At 72.0% G+C, this 17,705-nt stretch carries 14 protein-coding genes; 5 read left to right on the plus strand and 9 right to left on the minus strand.

All coding sequences use genetic code 11. From position 1 onward, the window contains the following. Positions 1-546: 546 nt before the first annotated feature. Complete coding sequence (locus MKD51_RS00735) at positions 547-2,064, plus strand: prolyl oligopeptidase family serine peptidase (protein WP_240237060.1); 1,518 nt, start codon at positions 547-549, stop codon at positions 2,062-2,064. 97 nt (positions 2,065-2,161) lie between these two features. On the opposite strand, the gene MKD51_RS00740 is transcribed toward MKD51_RS00735, so the two are convergent. The 9 genes from MKD51_RS00740 to MKD51_RS00780 all read right to left on the minus strand — a co-directional run bounded on the left by MKD51_RS00740 (position 2,162) and on the right by MKD51_RS00780 (position 11,944). After that, entirely contained in the window at positions 2,162-3,031 is an 870-nt protein-coding gene (locus tag MKD51_RS00740; RefSeq protein WP_240237061.1) for a sugar phosphate isomerase/epimerase, read from the minus strand. A gap of 4 nt (positions 3,032-3,035) precedes the next feature. Continuing rightward, positions 3,036-3,908, minus strand: coding sequence for a class II aldolase/adducin family protein (locus MKD51_RS00745; protein WP_240237063.1), 873 nt, complete (start codon positions 3,906-3,908; stop codon positions 3,036-3,038). After that, entirely contained in the window at positions 3,905-4,579 is a 675-nt protein-coding gene (locus MKD51_RS00750; protein ID WP_240237065.1) for an L-ribulose-5-phosphate 4-epimerase, read from the minus strand. Before MKD51_RS00750 ends, MKD51_RS00745 begins: the two co-directional genes overlap by 4 nt. A 31-nt stretch (positions 4,580-4,610) precedes the next feature. Further along, positions 4,611-6,251 carry a ribulokinase gene (gene araB, locus MKD51_RS00755; protein ID WP_240237067.1) on the minus strand — a complete coding sequence of 547 codons (1,641 nt, stop codon included), beginning with the start codon at positions 6,249-6,251 and terminating at the stop codon, positions 4,611-4,613. Next, the gene (locus MKD51_RS00760) at positions 6,248-7,384 is read right to left on the minus strand and encodes an ABC transporter permease (RefSeq protein ID WP_240237069.1); all 1,137 of its coding nucleotides are present in this window, start codon (positions 7,382-7,384) and stop codon (positions 6,248-6,250) included. The genes araB and MKD51_RS00760 overlap by 4 nt, the downstream gene beginning before the upstream one ends. Then, a complete protein-coding gene (locus MKD51_RS00765; RefSeq protein WP_240237071.1) occupies positions 7,381-8,418 on the minus strand; it encodes an ABC transporter permease in 1,038 nt (345 codons plus the stop codon). The genes MKD51_RS00760 and MKD51_RS00765 overlap by 4 nt, the downstream gene beginning before the upstream one ends. Beyond that, positions 8,415-9,941 carry a sugar ABC transporter ATP-binding protein gene (locus tag MKD51_RS00770; RefSeq protein ID WP_240237073.1) on the minus strand — a complete coding sequence of 509 codons (1,527 nt, stop codon included), beginning with the start codon at positions 9,939-9,941 and terminating at the stop codon, positions 8,415-8,417. The genes MKD51_RS00765 and MKD51_RS00770 overlap by 4 nt, the downstream gene beginning before the upstream one ends. A gap of 123 nt (positions 9,942-10,064) precedes the next feature. After that, positions 10,065-11,108, minus strand: a complete 1,044-nt coding sequence (locus MKD51_RS00775; protein WP_240237075.1) for an autoinducer 2 ABC transporter substrate-binding protein — start codon at positions 11,106-11,108, stop codon at positions 10,065-10,067. Continuing rightward, a complete protein-coding gene (locus MKD51_RS00780) occupies positions 11,105-11,944 on the minus strand; it encodes a DeoR/GlpR family DNA-binding transcription regulator (RefSeq protein ID WP_240237077.1) in 840 nt (279 codons plus the stop codon). Before MKD51_RS00780 ends, MKD51_RS00775 begins: the two co-directional genes overlap by 4 nt. A gap of 184 nt (positions 11,945-12,128) precedes the next feature. Here MKD51_RS00780 and rhaI point away from each other — a divergent pair, with 184 nt between their 5' ends. From rhaI to MKD51_RS00800, 4 genes are all read left to right on the plus strand, one after another. After that, positions 12,129-13,289 (plus strand): L-rhamnose isomerase, encoded by a 1,161-nt coding sequence (rhaI, locus tag MKD51_RS00785; RefSeq protein ID WP_240237079.1) that lies wholly within the window; start codon positions 12,129-12,131, stop codon positions 13,287-13,289. Positions 13,290-13,312: 23 nt separating this feature from the next. Beyond that, on the plus strand, positions 13,313-15,346 hold the full coding sequence (locus tag MKD51_RS00790) for a bifunctional aldolase/short-chain dehydrogenase (RefSeq protein WP_240237081.1): 2,034 nt from the start codon (positions 13,313-13,315) through the stop codon (positions 15,344-15,346). Then, positions 15,343-16,773, plus strand: a complete 1,431-nt coding sequence (locus MKD51_RS00795) for a rhamnulokinase family protein (RefSeq protein ID WP_240237083.1) — start codon at positions 15,343-15,345, stop codon at positions 16,771-16,773. The genes MKD51_RS00790 and MKD51_RS00795 overlap by 4 nt, the downstream gene beginning before the upstream one ends. A gap of 144 nt (positions 16,774-16,917) precedes the next feature. Continuing rightward, the gene (locus tag MKD51_RS00800) at positions 16,918-17,694 is read left to right on the plus strand and encodes an IclR family transcriptional regulator (protein ID WP_240237085.1); all 777 of its coding nucleotides are present in this window, start codon (positions 16,918-16,920) and stop codon (positions 17,692-17,694) included. Positions 17,695-17,705: the final 11 nt, after the last annotated feature.

Consider the following 17,705-nt stretch of genomic DNA (forward strand, 5'->3'; position numbering starts at 1 on the left):
GCTCGCGCTCGACCCGGCCGCCGCGACCGCCGCACGGCGGTGGCTCCGGCCGATAGCGTCGGGGCATGCCCGACGACGCGCGATTCGACGACTTCACCGACATCGACGGCCTGCTGCGGGTGCCGCGGCTCGCGAGCCTGGCCGCCTCGCCGGGCGGGCGGCTGGTCGCGGCCTTCCAGCAGGCCGACGAGCACGGCTCGCGCATGGTCTCATCGCTCTGGGAGCTCGACCCGGCAGGCGAGCGCGACGCGCAGCGACTGACGCACTCGGAGAAGGGTGAGAGCGCTCCGCGCTTCTCGCCAGACGGCTCGCTGCTGTTCACCTCCGCCCGCCCCGATCCGACGGGCGGTGCCGATGAGGATGTGGCCGCGATCTGGCGGCTGCCCGAGCGCGGCGAGGCGCACGTGCTCGCCTCGGCGCCCGGCGGGCTGACCGTCACCGGCATCGCCGCCGACGGCACGCTCCTCGCGCTCACCGCTCGAGGCCGACGCGGAGGCGCGCGCCGCGCGCAAGCGCGAGAAGCGCACCGCCATCTGGCACACCGGCATGCCGATCCGCTATTGGGATCACGAGGTCTCGGATGTCAGCCCGCGGCTCGTGCTCGTCGCGCCCGACGGCGCGCTGCGCGAGCTCACCCCGGGTGCCGACACCGTGAGCCTGCTCAACGCATCCGCCGACCTCTCGCCCGACGGCCGCCGCGTCGTCACCACCTGGACCACCCGCGTCACCGGCGGTGAGACCCGCACCGCGATCGCCCTCATCGACGTGCAGCCGCGCCGCCGGCGCACGCTGCTGCGCGCCGTCGCCGGCCACCAGTGGGCGGCGCCGCGCTTCTCGCCCGACGGCGACCGCATCGCGGTGACGCGCGTGACGGCATCCACCCCCACCGACACGAGCTACGACTTCCTCGAGATCCACCCGCTCGGCAGCGGCGAGCCTGTGACGGTCGACGTGGGCGACGTGACCATCGGCGACTACCGCTGGCTCGACGCCGACACCCTGCTCGTCGCCGGCGACCTGCACTCGCGTGGAGCGGTGCTGGTGGTGGATGCGCGCACGGGCGCGGTGCGGACCCTCGTCGACGACGCGCCCTACGGCGCGCTCGCGCCCGCCGCGGACGGCACGGTGCTCTTCGCGCTGCGCTCCGACATGACGACGCCTGCCCGACCGGTGCGGATCCCGCTGCGGAAGCGCGGCCGTGCCGAGCCGCTCGAGCTGCCCGCGCCCGGCGCGGTCGGCGCGCTGCCAGGCAGGCTCGAGTGGGTCGAGACCGAGATCGACGGCGTGACGGTGGGCGGCTGGCTGTGCACGCCGAGGTCGGCGAGCACGAAGGCGCCCGCGCCGGTGATGCTGTGGATCCACGGCGGCCCGCACGGCTCCTACAACTCGTGGAGCTGGCGCTGGAACCCGTGGCTGGCGGTCGCGCGCGGCTACGCGGTGCTGCTGCCCGACCCCGCGATGTCGACCGGCTACGGCCACGCGGGGCTCAACCGCGGCTGGCCGCGCCTGGCCGATGTGGTCTGGCGCGAGTGCGAGGCGCTGCTCGACCGCGTGCTCGAGCGGGGCACGCTCGACGGCGGCCGCACGGCGCTGCTGGGCGCCTCCTTCGGCGGCTACATGACCAACTGGATCGCCGGGCACTCCGACCGCTTCGGCGCGATCGTCACCCACGCCGGCCTCTGGGCGCTCGACCAGCAGCACGCGACGACCGACGCCGCCGCGCAGAAGGTGCGCGTGCACGGCCACCCCGACCTGCTGCCCGACTGGTACCGCTCGTACTCGCCGCACCACCACGCATCCGCCATCACCACCCCGATGCTCATCACGCACGGCAACCGCGACTACCGCGTGCCGGTGAGCGAGGCGCTGCGCGCGTGGTGGGATCTCGTCTCGGCCTGGCCGGGCGCGCCGGGCACGATGCCGCACCGATTCCTGCAGCTCACCGATGAGAACCACTGGGTGCTGCGGCCGTCGAACGCTCGCACATGGAACGAGACGGTGCTGGCGTTCTGCGATCAGCACGTGCTCGGCGCGGACCCGGTGCCGGACGCCCTGCCCTGGTAGCCCAGTGGGGCGGTTGCGCACGACCGGGGCCCGCGTGCCGGCCCCGGTCGTGCGGAAGTGCCCCACTCGATGCCGAGCGCGCGGCCCCTGGTGAGGCTCAGTGCATCGCGATGGTCTCGACCGCGCGCAGGCCGTCGCGGATGAAGCGGTTGGCGTGCGCGGCGAGGTCGTCGGAGTCATCCCAGAGGTTGCGCCAGATGCCGAGCGAGCGCGTCAGCTGCTCGTCGACGACGGCGCTCGAGAACGACTCGAAGACCACCGGACCGTCGTACTTCGCCCGCGCGAGGCCGCGGAACAGCCCGTCGAAGTCGACGGAGCCGGAGCCCAGATAGCCGCGGTGGCTCTCGCCGATGTGCACGTAGCGCAGCCGGTCGCCGGCGTCGAGCACCGGCTCGAGCATCCCCGACTCCTCGATGTTCATGTGGTACGTGTCGAGGTGCAGGTGCACGTTGTCGTGGCCGACCAGGTCGAGGAACCGCAGGCCCTCGCGCGCGGTGTTGGCGATGTTGGTCTCGTAGCGGTTGACGACCTCGAGCGAGAGCTGCACGTTGCGCTCTGCCGCGTAGTCGCCCAGCCTGCGCAAGGCGGCCGCGCTGTGCTCGCGGCTGGACTCGCTCGCGACCTGCGCGTACTTCTGCAGCGCCGAGTAGATGACGCCGCAGAGATCGGTGCCCTCGACGTGGGCGACGATGTCGATGGCGCGCATGAGCAGGTCTTCACCGCGCTGGACGACCGCGGGATCCTCGCTCGAGATGTCGGTCTCGGCGGTGAGGCCGAGCGAGGAGGTCATGGTGATGCCCGTGTCGGCGAGAACCTGTGCCGCGACCTGCTCGTCGAAGGAGTGCGGATCCATCAGCGGCATCTCGATGAAGTCGAAGCCCGCGCGCTGCACCCCCTCGATGGCGGTGCGGATGCCCGCCTCGTCGAAGGTGCCGGAGAACACGAAGCCGTGGCAGCCGATGCGCATGGTGTTACCTCTTTCCTTGCAGGACGCGGCGGCGGTGGTGCTCGTCCGCGCGATTCTCGATCCGATCGAGCACGGCCTCGTCGAGGAAGGCCGGCTCCCCGATCGCGAGCGCCGCGGTCAGGATCCGGGCGTGCTTGTCGGCCATCTCGGTGATCCGCAGGCACTCGGCCGGGTCATCACCGATGGCGAAGATGCCGTGGTTCTGCAGATAGGCGATCTTCGGCAGCCGCCCGTGCTCCTCGGCGAAGGCCCGCAGCGCATCGCGCATGTGCAGCGCAAGCTGCAGGCCGGGGTCGAGGTAGGGCACGAACAGCGCGTGCTGGCCGAGCACGACGACATGGTCGGGGAACAGCGCCCCTGCGGCGATGAGCTCGGCCCGATCGGAGCAGAGGATGCCGTTGGCGGCGACCGGATGCGTATGGCACGCGGCGCCCGCGCCGGCGGAGAGCACGACCGCGTGCAGCAGCGCCTCGACGCTCGGCCGCTTCGCCTGCGGGTCGACGCGACTGGCCATGAGCGCTGCGGTCACCGCATCATCCGCGTCCAGCCCGTCGGTGCCGTGCCCGTCGGTGCCGTGCCCGTCAGCGACCGGCGCGTCGAGCACCGCGAGGATGGGCGCGAGCTCGCACTCGACGAGGTCGTCGGCGCCCGCAGACCCGAGCGTCGAGCCCGAGGCCTTCACGAGCATCCGGGCGCCTCGGTCGGCGCTCGTGTCGGCGCTGGCGGTGGCGCTGTCGTCAGGGCTGGCGTCAGCCCCGCCGAGCGCGACGCTCACGTTCCCCTCGCCGAGGATGGCGAGCTCGCGATGCGGCTCACCGAGGGCGTGGCACAGCGCCAGCAGCGCGTCGCGCGCCTGCTGCGCGTCGGCGGCGCTCATGCCTCGCCCTCCTGCTGGCCGTAGACACCCTGATACCGGGCGAAGAGCGCATCGACGTCGGCCTGGTCGATCGGCACGGTCGGGCCGAGCTGCCGCGCGAGATGCATCGTGCGCGCGACATCCTCGAGCATCACGGCCGCCTGCACGGCCTCCCGCGCATCCGCCCCGATCGTGAACGGGCCGTGGCTGCGCATGAGCACGGCGCGCGAGCGATGGCCCTGCAGCGTCTCGACGATGCCGCGGCCGATCGCGTCGTCGCCGATGCGGGCGAAGGGTCCCACCGGGATCGGCCCGCCGAACTCGTCGGCCATCGCCGTGAGGTGGCAGGGGATGGGCTCCCCGCGCGCCGCCCACGCGGTCGCGTAGGGCGAGTGGGTGTGCACGACGCCGCCCACCTGCGGCATGTGCCGGTAGACGTAGGCGTGCGCGGCCGTGTCGCTCGACGGTCGCAGCTCGCCGGAGCCCGGCACGACCTCGCCGTCGAGCGTGCACAGCACCATGCGCTCGGGCGTCAGGTCGTCGTAGTCGACGCCGCTGGGCTTGATCACGAACAGCTCCTCCCCCGGCACCCTGGCCGAGACGTTGCCGCCGGTCCACTGCACGAGGCCGGCGCGCGTGAGCCAGGCGTGCAGGGCGCAGACCTCGGCGCGGATGCGGTCGACGGCGCTCATGCGGAGACCTCGACGCGGCGCTCGATCGCGCTCATGCGAGGGCCTCTGCGCGGCGGCGCTTGAGCCGATGCATGAGCAGGTCGTCGCCGCGACCGAAGGCGTCGTGCAGCGCCAGGTAGTCGCGGTAGCCCTCGTCGTAGGCGGCGACCGCGGCCGCCGCCGGCCGGTACCGGTCGCGCTCGACGGCACCCATGGCATCCGCCGCGACCGTGATGTCGGGATGCGCGCCCGCGGCGACGGCAGCGTGGATCGCGGCGCCGAGCGCCGGAGCCTGCTCGCTCACCGCGACGTCGATGGGCATGCCGAGCACGTCGGCGTAGGTCTGCATGAGGTGCTCGTTGCGCAGCAGGCCGCCGGCCGCCACGAAGCGCTCGACCGGCACGCCCGCCTCGCGGAACGCCTCGACGATGCGACGGGCGCCGTAGGCCGTGGCCTCGACCAGCGCTCGGTAGATGTCGTCTGCCCTGGTGGCGAGCGTCATGCCGACCACGAGCCCCGACAGCCGGGCGTCGACGAGCACCGAGCGATTGCCGCCGTGCCAGTCGAGCGCCACGAGGCCGTGCGCGCCGATGGGCTTCGCCCAGCCTCGCTCGGTGAGCAGCGCGTGCACGCTCACGCCGCGCTCCGAGGCTTCGCGCTGCACGCTCGCGGGCACCTGGTGCTCGACGAACCAGGCGAGGATGTCGCCCACGCCGGACTGCCCCGCCTCGTAGCCCCACAGGCCTGCGGTGATGCCGCCGTCGACCGCACCGCACATGCCGGCGACGTCGACGAGCCGCTCGGCGTTGAGGATGTGGCACGTGCTGGTGCCCATGATCGCGACCAGCGAGCCGGTGCCGGTCGCCTTGACCGCGGGCGCCGTGACGTGCGCGTCGACGTTGCCGACGGCCACCGCGATGCCCTCCGGCAGCCCGGTCACGACGGCCATCGCGGCGGTGAGGCCGCCGGCGGCCGCGCCGAGCTCGCCGACCGGCCCCTCGAGCTTCGCCGCGACGGCCGAGAAGCCGGGGGCGAGCGCCTCGAAGTACGCCGCCGACGGCAGCGCGCCGTCCTGCAGCATCCCCTTGTAGCCGGCCGCAGAGGCGTTGCGCAGGTGGACGCCGCTGAGCTGCTGCACGATCCAGTCGCTCGCCTCGATCCAGCGCTCGGCGGCGTCGAAGGCCGCGCGATCCTCCTCGAACACCTGCAGCGCCTTGGCGACCTGCCACTCGCTCGAGATGGCGCCGCCATAGCGCGCGAGCCAGGGCTCGCCGCGCTCGGCGGCGACGGCGTTGATGCGGTCGGCCTGCTCCTGCGCGGCGTGATGCTTCCACAGCTTCGGGTAGGCGTGCGGGCGCTGCTGCCAGCCGTCGACGAGGCACAGCGGGGTGCCGTCGGCGAGTGCGGGCAGGGGGGTGGATGCGGTGAAGTCGCAGCCGATGCCGATCACGTCGTGCGCGTCCACACCGGCGTCGGCCAGCGCCGCGGGCACCGCGATGCGCAGCACCTCGAGCCAGTCGAGCGGGTGCTGCAGCGCCCACTCCGGCGGCAGCCGCGTCTCGCCGAGCTGCTCGTCGATGACGCCGTGGCCGTAGTCGTGCACGGCGGTGCCGAGCTCTGCGCCATCCGAGGTGCGCACGACGAGCGCGCGACCGCTGAGCGTGCCGAAGTCGATGCCGATGACGACGCTCACTGCGACCGCACCGCTGGCACAGCACCGGTGACCGGTGGCACGGGCGTCAATCGTCGCCTGCGCAGCGAGAGCTGGCCGAAGAGCGCGGCCCCCAGCAGCACGAGGCCGAGCGCCAGCAGCTGCGCCTGGGCTCCGTCGTTGCCGGGCACCACGAGCAGGATCGACGCGTTGAGCCAGACGATCAGCAGCGCCGCGAGCAGCACGCCGCTGAGCTTGCCGATGCCGCCGGTGATGGCGACGCCGCCGAGCACCGCGATCGTGATCGCGGGCAGCGCCATGCCGCTGCCGCTCGTGCCCGCATCCGGCCGGGCCGAGGCGAACTGCGCGACGGTGTAGACGCCCACGAGGCCCGAGATGGCACCAGCGGCGACGAACGCGCCCATCCTGGTGCGACGGGTGTCGATGCCCGCCCACTGCGCAGCCGTGTCGTTCGTGCCGATCGCGTAGAGCGAGCGGCCGTAGGCGGTGCGGTTCAGCACGAACCACGCCACCACCGCGACCGGCAGCAGGAAGGTGAACACGCCCAGCGGCACGAGCGGCAGCGACTGCCCGATGAGGGGCAGCTCGATCGCCTTGGCCGCGTTGTAGAACTCGGAGATCTCGGGGCCCGAGATCGGGCGCTGCTCGCTCACGACCAGCGCGATCGAGCGGTAGCCGTAGAAGGTCGCGAGCGTCGCGATGAGCGGTGGGAAGCCGAGGTAGGCCGAGAGGAAGCCGTTGACGGCGCCCAGCAGCGCCCCGAAGACCACGGCCAGCACGATCGAGACGACCATCGGCAGCCCCGCCTGCTGGAAGAGCATCGCGAAGACGATGCCGGAGAGCGACACCATCGAGCCGACCGAGAGGTCGATGCCGCCGCGGCCGGAGGTGATGACGAACAGCTCGGCGATCGCCAGCAGCGCCAGCGGCACGTAGGCGATGAGTGTCGATGCGAGGTAGTCGCTGTTGAACTCGCCGCTCGTCTGGCCCGCGGCGTCGAGGATCGACAGCACGACGACGAGCAGGATGATGAGCGTCAGCAGCAGCACCGCGCGATCCTTGAGGCCGCCGTTCGCGAACCAGTCGCGCACGCGATCCATGGGGCCGACGGAGGCATCGGTCTGGTGCCGGACACCCGGCTTGACGGCGGTCATGCGCGCCTCCTCGCTCGCTCGCGGATGAGATCGGTGCCGACGGCGATCACGATGAAGATGCCGACGAACAGGAAGCCCAGCTGGGTGGGCCAGCCGAGCTGCGTGACGCCCGAGACCACCGTCTGCACGAGGATGGCGCCGAGCAGGGTGCCGACGACGCTGCCGCGGCCACCCAGGATCGAGGTGCCGCCGATGACGACGGCTGCGATGACCTGCAGCTCCTTGCCGGAGCCGACCGACTGGTCGAGCGACGAGGTTCCGGTGGCGATCATGATGCACGCGGCGAGCCCGGCGAGCGCTCCGGTGATCGCGTAGACCCAGACGAGCCGCGGCTGCACCTTGATGCCCGCGAGCCGCGCGGCGTTCGCGTTGCCGCCGATCGCGTACAGGCTGCGGCCGGCCTTCGCGTAGCGCAGGAACCACCAGGCGGCGGCGACCGCGACGACCGCGATGGCGAACGAGTGGGGCACGCCGAGCGTCGAGCCGCCGCTGCCGCGACCGAGGAAGTCGAGCGTGCCGGGGATGCCGTTCACGGTCGACGAGTCGAAGACCCGCAGCCCCAGCCACTGGAACACGTTGGCGGTGCCGAAGGTGATGATGATCGGATGCACGCGGCCGTAGGCGATGAGCAGGCCGTTGAGCGCGCCGAGGGCCAGGCCGATGGCGATCGCGACGAGCACCGCGAGCGGTGCCGGGATGTCGAGGCTCACCATCATGCGCGCCGTCACGACGGCGGAGACCATGATCATCGCCGCGACCGAGACGTCGATGCCCGCGGTGATGATGACGAAGGTCATGCCGACGCCGACGAGCGCGATGGGCGCCACCTGCACGAGCAGGGGCCCGATCGAGCCGGGTGTCAGGAACGCGGGCGTGAACACGCCCAGCAGCACCCACAGCACGACGATGACGGCGAGCAGCACGATCTCCTGGCCGGTCACCACCGGCGGCAGGATGCGGCGCATGCTGAGCTGCGCGAGCTTCGCGGGTGCGGGGCCGGGTGCCGGGCCGCCCGGTGCGGTGTCGACGCTCATGCGGCGTCCTCCTCGATCGCGCCGGCGGCGGCCGCGAGCAGCGACGCCTGGCTGGCGGTGGGCGGGAACTCCTTGGCGAGGCGGCCGGCGCGGAACACGAGGATGCGATCCGAGACGCGCAGCACCTCCGCCAGGTCGGTCGTGATGACGAGCACGGCAGCGCCCTTGTCGGCGAGGTCGGCGACGATGCCGTGGATCTCCTCCTTGGCGCCGACGTCGACGCCCTGGGTCGGCTCGGCGAGCACCAGCAGCTTCGGGTGCTCGACGATCTGACGCGCGAGCACCACCTTCTGCGCGTTGCCGCCCGACATGGCGCCGATCGGCTGCCGCTCGGACGGGGTCTTCACCGAGAGCTTCGTGATGAGATCGCGCGCGATGCGCTGCTCGACCTTCGGGGAGACCCAGCCGGGCACCTTCCCCAGCAGCGAGAGCGAGCCGATCGTGATGTTGAAGGCGATCGGCTGGAAGGCGAACGCGCCCTGCGACGCGCGGTTGGCAGGCAGCATGCGGATGCCGCGGCGCTTGGCTGCCGAGGGATTCGTGACGTGCCTGTCGGAGCCGACGGAGCGCATCCGCCCCCCGGTCGCGCGGCGCATGCCGTAGACGACCTCGCCCACCTCTGCCGCGCCGCAGCCGACCAGGCCGTAGAGCCCGACGATCTCGCCCTCGCGCACGCTGAACGAGACGTCGTCGAAGGCGCCGGCGAGCGAGAGCCCCTCGAGCTCGAGCACCGGCGCGCCGGGCTCGCTGGCCGCTCGCACGCCCTCCGCGAGGGTGCCGCCGACCATGCGCTCGGCGATCTCGCGCACCGTCAGCTCGCCGATCGGCTGCGACGAGACGGTCTCGCCGTCGCGCATGATCGTCACCTCGTCGGCGATGCGGAACAGCTCGTCGAGGCGGTGGCTGATGTAGATGATGGAGACGCCCTCGGCGGCCAGCCGCCGCACCACCCCGAAGAGCACCTCGATCTCGCTGTCGGTGAGGATGGCGCTGGGCTCGTCGAGGATGAGCACGCTCGCCCGCTCGAGCAGCGCCTTCGCGATCGAGACCTGCTGCTGCTTGGCGATCGAGAGCGTGCCGAGCGGCTGCGAGGCGAGACCGCGGTCGAGGCCGACGGTGTCGAGCAGCTCGAGCATGCGCGGCGCCTGCGCGCGCCAGTCGATGGCGGGGCCGCGGGTGATCTCGCGGCCCACGAAGAAGTTCTCGGCGACGGTGAGCTCTGGGAAGAGCTGCGGCTCCTGGTAGACGGTCTGCACGCCGAGCGCGATGGCGTCGGAGGTGGAGCCGATGGAGACCTGCTGGCCGTCGATGGTGATGGTGCCGGTGTCGGGCTGCTCGGCGCCCGCGAGGATCTTGATGAGCGTGGACTTGCCTGCGCCGTTCTCGCCCACCAGGGCGTGCACGGTGCCCGGCATGACGGTGAGGTCTGCGTGGCGGATGGCGCGGACGCCGCCGTAGCGCTTCGAGAGGTCGCGCATCTCGAGCCTGGGTGCGGTGTCGCTGGCCGGTGCGGTGTCGGTCATGGTGCTCCCGAACGGCGTCGCTGCCGTGTGGTCGACGGATGGGGTGTGTGGGGTGCCGGGGCACGGCTGGGCCGCGCCCCGGCGAGGGCGGGTCACGACGCGCGCGACCCGCCCAGGGGGCGATCAGTAGTCGTAGTCGCCGGCGTTCTCAGCGGTGAAGATGGTCGGCGGGCCGAGCAGCAGCTCTGCCGTCGCCTCGTCGTACGACACATCCGGGATCGCCTCGTTGGTGATGCTGGAGGTGTCGGCGAGGTCGCCGTCGTTCGCCAGCTGCATGCCTGCCCAGCCGGTCAGCCAGCCGAGGCCCTCGACGTCCCACAGGATCGAGGCGCTCGACGAGCCCGACTCCAGGTAGGGCAGCATCGCCCGCGGCGTGCCGAGGCCCACCGTGAAGACCTCGCCGGTGCGGCCCGCATCCTCGACCGCCTGCGCGACGCCCGGGGCGCTCGAGGTGCACTCGCCGATGAGGCCGGTGAGCTCCGGGTTGGAGTTCATGAGGTCGAGCGCCATCTGCGTCGCAGCGGCCTGATCCTCACCCGCGTAGACGATGTCGACGATCTCGGCGTCCGGGTACTCGGACGCGGTGTGGGCCTCCTGCACCTCGATCCAGGCGTTGAGGTTCGCCGCCGTCTCGCCGCACGAGACGATCGCGTACTGGCCGGAGCCGCCCATCGCCTCGAGCAGCGAGTCGGTGAGCTGCTCGCCGATGCCCTGCACGGATGCCTGGCTGACGAAGAGCTCGCGCACCGAGTCCGGTGCATCGGTGTCGGTGGTGGCGACGTGGATGCCGGCGTCCTGCGCCTCCTGCAGCAGCGGCGCCATGGAGTTCGGGTCGTTCGGTGCCACGAACAGCACGTCGACGCCCTGCTGGATGAACGAGCGCACGATGTCGGCCTGCGCGGCGGCGTCGGCGGTCGTGGGCCCCTGGTAGAGCCACTCGAAGCCGAGCTCCTCTGCGGCCTGCTGGCCGCCGGTGTTCATGGCCTCGAAGTAGGGGATGCCCTGCAGCTTGGGCACGAAGGCGATCGTGATCTGCTCGTCGCCGCCTTCCGTGGCACCCGGCTCGGGGGTCGAGCCGGTGTCGTTTCGCGAGGTGCAGCCGGCGAGCACGACGGCAGCGGCCGCCGTGAGCGCCAGTGCGCCCGTGATCCTGCGTGAGATCTTCATCGATGCTCCTTCTGGATGAGGCGACGGGAGGCCCTTCCCGCCCGCGCCGGGACCGGCTCGGTGCCGGTCGTCTGGGTGCCGAGGGGGACGCGCGCGACGCTGACGCCGGCCGCTTCCCACTGCTCGACGAAGTCGTCGGATGCGCGCTCATCGGTGATGAGGCTCGTCACCTGCCCGGCGCTCGCGAACGAGTGCAGCGCGAAGCCGGTGGTCTTGCTGCTGTCGAACAGCGCGTGGACCTCGTCGCTGGCGTCGACCAGGCCCTGCTTCGAGATGGCCTCGTCGGTGGCGAGCTCGAGCAGGCCGCGCTCCGGCGAGAGGCCCACGACGCCGACGAAGGCCTTGTCGATGCGACCCCGACCGACGAGCGCGTCCGTGATCGGGCCGACGAGGCCCGAGCTCTCGCGGCGCAGGGTGCCGCCGGGGATGATGACGCGGGCGTCGGAGCGCTCCATGAGCACGACGGCGGTGCGCAGCGACTGCGTCACCACGACGAGCCCCGTGCGGTGCACGAGCTCGAGCGCGAGGAAGTGCGCGGTGCTCGAGGTGTCGAGCGCGATGACGTCGCCGTCGTCGACGAGCGACGCGGCGTGCTCGGCGACGAGTCGCTTGGCCTCGGCCTCGCGACGCATGCGGTCGGCGAAGGCGCCCTCGTCGCCGCGCACGGGCGGCAGCGCGCCGCCACGGGTCCTGCGGAGCAGGTCGCGCTCGGCGAGCGCGTCGAGATCCTTGCGGATCGTGACCTCCGAGACACCGAGATCCCTGGCCAGGTCGGCGACCTGGACGGCGCCGTGCTGATCCAGCGCATCGAGGATGCGCGAATCGCGAGTGACCACGTGGACTCCTTCGTCGGTGTTGCTGGCGACAGTACGCATCCGAAACCCCTAACGCAAGCCTTCGATACCGAAACGCAACATTTGCGCTTGCGTTCGAAACCATCGACCGGCATGCTGGCAGGCACGAGCTCCCCGTCGATCGATGCGCGGGGACCGCCAGATGTCGATGACGACAGGAGCGACCATGGCCATCGCGCCCTCGCAGGAGCAGCTCGCGAAGCTGCAGATCGAAGTGCCCAGCTGGGCATACGGGAACTCCGGCACCCGATTCCGCGTGTTCGGCACGCCCGGCACCCCGCGCGACCCGTTCGAGAAGATCGCCGACGCCGCGCAGGTGCACGCCGCCACCGGGCTCGCGCCCCGCGTCGCCATCCACATCCCCTGGGATCGGGTCGACGACTACGGCGCGCTCCGCCGCCACGCGGAGGATCTGGGCGTCGAGGTCGGCACCGTGAACTCGAACACCTTCCAGGAGGAGGACTACAAGTTCGGCTCGCTCTGCCACCCCGATGCGCGCGTGCGGCGCAAGGCGGTCGACCATCACCTCGAATGCCTCGACATCATGCGGGCGACCGGGGTGCGCGATCTGAAGATCTGGCTCGCCGACGGCACGAACTATCCCGGCCAGGATTCCATCCGCGAGCGCCAGGACCGCCTGGCAGCGGGCCTCGCCGCGATCTACGCCGAGCTCGACGCCGACCAGCGGCTGCTGCTCGAGTACAAGTTCTTCGAGCCGGCGTTCTACCACACGGATGTGCCCGACTGGGGGACGAGCTTCGCCCACACGATCGCGCTCGGCGAGCAGGCGAAGGTGGTGCTCGACACCGGCCACCACGCGCCCGGCACCAACATCGAGTTCATCGTCGCGCAGCTGCTGCGGCTCGGGAAGCTCGGCGCCTTCGACCTCAACTCGCGCTTCTACGCCGACGACGACCTGATCGTCGGGCTCGCCGACCCGTTCCAGCTCTTCCGCATCGTCATGGAGCTGGTCTCGGGTGGCGGCTACGGCGATCCCGACGTGCAGCTCGTGCTCGACCAGTGCCACAACATCGAGGCCAAGATCCCCGGACAGATCCGCAGCGTGCTCAACGTGCAGGAGGCGGTCGCGAGGGTGCTCTCGCTCGACACCGAGGCGCTCGCCGCCGCTCGCGCCGACACCGACGTGCTGCTGGCCAACGAGATCGTGATGGATGCGTTCCAGACCGACGTGCGCCCGCTGCTCGCCGAGTTCCGGGCGTCGCAGGGCCTCCCGGAAGACCCGATGCGACACTTCCTGGCATCCGGCTACCAGGAGCGGATCGCCGACGAGCGCGTCGGCGGCGCCCAGGCCAGCTGGGGAGCGTGAGCGGGATGCACAGGGAGACGGGCATGACGAAGGCAGTCGAGCAGCTCATCGAGCGCAGCAACCGGCTCGGATCCGACCCGCGCAACACCAACTATGCGGGCGGCAACACCTCGGCGAAGGGGCGTGCGAAGGATCCCGCCTCCGGCGAGCTCGTGGAGCTCATCTGGGTGAAGGGCTCCGGCGGCGACCTCGGCACGCTCACCGCATCGGGCCTCGCGGCGCTGCGCCTCGACCGCGTGCGCGGCCTCGAGGCGGTCTACGCAGGCGTCGAGCGCGAGGACGAGATGGTGGCCGCGTTCGACTACTGCCTGCACGGCGCGGGAGGCGCTGCACCCTCGATCGACACGGCGATGCACGCGCTGGTCGAGAAGCCGCACGTCGACCACCTGCACCCCGACGCGGGCATCGCCATCGCGACCGCCGCCGACGGACCCGAGCTCACCGAGCGCATCTTCGGCGACAAGGTCGTGTGGGTGCCGTGGCGCCGACCGGGCTTCCAGCTCGGGCTCGACATCCGCGAGATCCAGCGTGCGAATCCGGATGCCCTCGGCTGCATCCTGGGCGGGCACGGCATCACCGCGTGGGGCGACACGAGCGCGGAGGCCGAGCGCAGCTCGAAGTGGATCATCCGCACCGCATCCGCCTTCCTCAAGGAGCACGGCAAGGCCGAGCCCTTCGGGAGGGCGCTCAAGGGCTATGGCGCCCTGACGCCCGCCAAGCGGCGGGCCAAGGCTGCGGCCATCGCCGCCCACGTGCGCGCGATCGCCTCGGCCGACCGACCGATGGTCGGTCACTTCAGCGACGCGAAGGTCGTCACCGACTTCCTGGAGCGCGCCGGCCACCGCAGGCTCACCGCGCTCGGCACCTCCTGCCCCGATCACTTCCTGCGCACGAAGGTCAAGCCGCTCGTGCTCGACCTGCCGGCCGATGCGCCGGTCGAGAAGGTCGTCAAGCGACTCGGCGAGCTGCACGAGCAGTACCGGGCCGACTACGCCGCGTACTACGACGCCCACGCGACCAAGGAGTCCCCCGCGATGCGCGGTGCCGACCCGGCGATCGTGCTGGTGCCGGGCGTCGGCATGTTCTCCTTCGGCAAGGACAAGCAGACGGCCAGGGTGGCCGGCGAGTTCTACATCAACGCGATCAACGTCATGCGCGGCGCCGAGTCGATCTCGACGTACACGCCGATCTCGGATGCCGAGAAGTTCCGCATCGAGTACTGGGCGCTCGAGGAGGCCAAGCTGCAGCGGCAGCCGAAGCCGCGCTCGCATGCCGGCCGCGTCGCGCTCGTGACGGGTGCCGCATCCGGCATCGGCAAGGCCATCGCCACCCGGCTCGCCGCCGACGGCGCGTGCGTCGTGATCGCCGACCTCTCGCTCGAGAAGGCGCAGGCTGCCGCCGCGGAGCTCGGCTCGACCGACGTGGCGATCGGCGTGCAGTGCGACGTGACGCAGGCGGCGCAGGTGCAGGCGGCGGTCGACGCGACGCTGCTGGCCTTCGGCGGCCTCGACCTGGTCGTGAACAACGCGGGGCTGTCGCTCTCGCGCTCGCTGCTCGAGACGAGCGAGGCCGACTGGGATCTGCAGCACGACGTGATGGCGAAGGGGTCGTTCCTCGTCTCGCGCGCGGCAGCGCGAGCGCTCATCGACCAGGGGCTGGGCGGCGACATCGTCTACATCTCGTCCAAGAACGCGGTGTTCGCCGGGCCCAACAACATCGCCTACTCGGCGACGAAGGCCGATCAGGCGCACCAGGTGCGGCTGCTGGCGGCCGAGCTCGGCCAGCACGGCGTGCGCGTGAACGGCATCAACCCCGACGGCGTCGTGCGCGGCTCCGGCATCTTCGCCGGCGGCTGGGGCGCATCGCGCGCAAAGGTCTACGGGGTGAGCGAGGCAGAGCTCGGCAAGTACTACGCCGGCCGCACGCTGCTGGGGCTCGAGGTGCTGCCCGAGCACGTGGCCAACGCGGTCGCCGCGCTCACGGGGCCGGAGCTCAGCCACACGACCGGCCTGCACGTGCCCGTCGACTCGGGCGTCGCGGCGGCATTCCTGCGATGACTGCCACCGTCGCCGCGATCGACCTCGGCGCGACCAGCGGGCGCGTCGTGCGCGCCGAGGTCGGCCACACGTCGCTGCGGCTCGAGGAGATCGCGCGCTTCGAGAACCGGCCGGTGCGCGTGGGCGACGGGCTGCACTGGTCGGTGCTCGGGCTCTATGACCAGGCGATGCGGGGCGTCGCCGTCGCGTCGCGGGGTCCGTCGGGCGGGGCCGCGCTCGCCTCCGTCGCCGTCGACTCGTGGGCGGAGGACTACGGCCTGCTTCGGCGCGGCAGCCTGCTCGGCATCCCCTACTCCTACCGCGACAGCCGCACCGCGCGCGGTCTCGAGCTGGTCGACGCTGTGATCTCGCAGCCCGAGCTCTACGCGCGCTGCGGGCTGCAGCGCATGCCGTTCACCACCATCAACCAGCTCGCCGTCGATCGCGAGCGCGGGCTGCTCGAGGCGGCAGACCGGCTGCTGATGCTGCCCGATCTGTTCGGCTACTGGATGACCGGCCGCATGGTCGCCGAGGCGACGAACGCCTCGACCACCGGGTTCATGCGGCTGGACGGCAGCTGGGACACCGAGCTGATGGCGATGTTCGGCATCCCTGAGACGCTGATGGCCGAGGTCGTCGAGCCCGGCACGCGGATCGGCGCGATCGACGAGCCGACCCGCAGCCACTTCGGCATCGAGGGCGCGCCCGAGGTGCTCGCCGTCGGATCGCACGACACCGCATCCGCCGTCGTCGGCGTGCCGATGGAGCCCGACGCCGCCTACATCTCCAGCGGCACGTGGTCGCTCGTCGGCATCGAGACGGCCGCGCCGATCGCGACGACGGAGGCGCTCGAGGCGCAGTTCACGAACGAGGGCGGCGTGGACGGCCGCAACCGCTTCCTGAAGAACGTCATGGGCCTGTGGATCCTGTCGGAGACGCAGCGCAGCTGGGAGGCGGGCGGCGAGCGCCTCGGCCTGCCGGAGCTGCTCGAGGCAGCGGCCCGCGTCGACTGGCCGGTGCCGGTCTTCGACCCGGTCGACGACGTCTTCTACCCGCCGGGCGACATGCCGGCGCGCATCGCCACCTGGCTGGGCGAGCGCGGGCTGCGCGCGCCGCAGGGGCACGCTGAGGTGGTGCGCTGCATCCTCGAGTCGCTCGCCGAGGGCTACGCGGTGACGCTGCGCGACGCCGAGCGCATCAGCGGCCAGCGCATCGAGCGCGTGCACATCGTCGGCGGCGGCTCGCGCAACGCGCTGCTGTGCCAGCTGACGGCCGACCGCACGGGGCTGCCGGTGGTGGCTGGCCCGGTGGAGGCGACCGCGATCGGCAACGTGCTCGTGCAGGCGCGCACGCTCGGTGCGGCGCCGGAGACGCTCGAGGAGCTGCGGGCGCTCGTGCGCGCGACGCACGAGCTGGTGGAGTATCGGCCGCGCCCATCAGCCCGATAGCGGTGCGCTCGCTCGGCACCCAGCGCGCGACTGGGGCAGCTGCGCACGACCGGGGCCGGCGCGCAAGCCCCAGTCGCGCGCAGGTGCCCCAGTCGCTGCCGGTCACGAGAAGATGGATGCGCGAGCACGACCGAGGGAGCGCGCATGAGTCAGGCACGGGGTCCGGTGAAGTCGGCCGAGCGCGCGCTCGCCGTGATCGACCTCGTCGGCGAGCGCGGCGCCGCGACCTTCGCCGAGATCTCCGAGTCGCTCGCGATGCCGCGCTCGAGCGCCCACGGACTCCTCGCCACGCTCGTCGCCGCCGGCTGGCTCGAGCTCTCCGACCGCCGCTACCGGCTGGGCCTGCACGTGTGGCAGCTGGGGCAGCGGTACGACGGGCACCGGCTGCTGCTCGAGACCGCGAAGCCGCACATGGATCGGCTCGTGCAGGCGACGGGCGAGACGGTGCAGCTCGCGCGCCTCGACGGCATCGAGAACGTGTACATCGGCATCAGCCTCTCCCCCAACCCGATGCGCATGGCCTCGACGGTCGGCATGCGGCTGCACGCGCACGCGACCGGGATCGGCAAGGCGCTGCTGAGCGTGCTCGAAGAGGGGGAGGCGCGCACGCGCCTGGACTCGGTCGTGCTGCCGCAGCTCACGCCCCGCACCGTGACGGATGTGCCGCAGATCATGCGCATCGTCTCGCGCGCCAAGCAGCTCGGCTTCGCGACCGACGACGAGGAGTTCGTCGCCGGCTGCCGCTGCGTCGCGGTGCCGCTCACGACCGTCGCCGAGACGGGGATCGCTGCGGCGATGAGCATCACGATGCCCAAGAGCCGCACCGCCGAGGGCTGGCAGCACGCGCTCTACGGGCCGCTGCGCGACGCCGCCCAGGCCATCCGGGGCGAGATGGGGCTGCGCGGCGCGCTCTCCCCGTGATCGCGCGTGGT

Source organism: Agrococcus sp. ARC_14, assembly GCF_022436485.1.
Lineage (GTDB): Bacteria > Actinomycetota > Actinomycetes > Actinomycetales > Microbacteriaceae > Agrococcus.

Bases quoted from the DNA above. Each gene is read 5' to 3' on its own strand.
- MKD51_RS00735 (WP_240237060.1), top strand. From the start codon at position 547: ATGCCGATCCGCTATTGGGATCACGAGGTCTCGGATGTCAGCCCGCGG.
- MKD51_RS00790 (WP_240237081.1), top strand. From the start codon at position 13,313: ATGACGAAGGCAGTCGAGCAGCTCATCGAGCGCAGCAACCGGCTCGGA.
- rhaI (WP_240237079.1), top strand. From the start codon at position 12,129: ATGGCCATCGCGCCCTCGCAGGAGCAGCTCGCGAAGCTGCAGATCGAA.
- MKD51_RS00795 (WP_240237083.1), top strand. From the start codon at position 15,343: ATGACTGCCACCGTCGCCGCGATCGACCTCGGCGCGACCAGCGGGCGC.
- MKD51_RS00765 (WP_240237071.1), bottom strand. From the start codon at position 8,418: ATGAGCGTCGACACCGCACCGGGCGGCCCGGCACCCGGCCCCGCACCC.
- MKD51_RS00800 (WP_240237085.1), top strand. From the start codon at position 16,918: ATGAGTCAGGCACGGGGTCCGGTGAAGTCGGCCGAGCGCGCGCTCGCC.
- MKD51_RS00740 (WP_240237061.1), bottom strand. From the start codon at position 3,031: ATGCGCATCGGCTGCCACGGCTTCGTGTTCTCCGGCACCTTCGACGAG.
- MKD51_RS00750 (WP_240237065.1), bottom strand. From the start codon at position 4,579: ATGAGCGCCGTCGACCGCATCCGCGCCGAGGTCTGCGCCCTGCACGCC.
- MKD51_RS00745 (WP_240237063.1), bottom strand. From the start codon at position 3,908: ATGAGCGCCGCCGACGCGCAGCAGGCGCGCGACGCGCTGCTGGCGCTG.
- MKD51_RS00760 (WP_240237069.1), bottom strand. From the start codon at position 7,384: ATGACCGCCGTCAAGCCGGGTGTCCGGCACCAGACCGATGCCTCCGTC.
- MKD51_RS00775 (WP_240237075.1), bottom strand. From the start codon at position 11,108: ATGAAGATCTCACGCAGGATCACGGGCGCACTGGCGCTCACGGCGGCC.
- MKD51_RS00770 (WP_240237073.1), bottom strand. From the start codon at position 9,941: ATGACCGACACCGCACCGGCCAGCGACACCGCACCCAGGCTCGAGATG.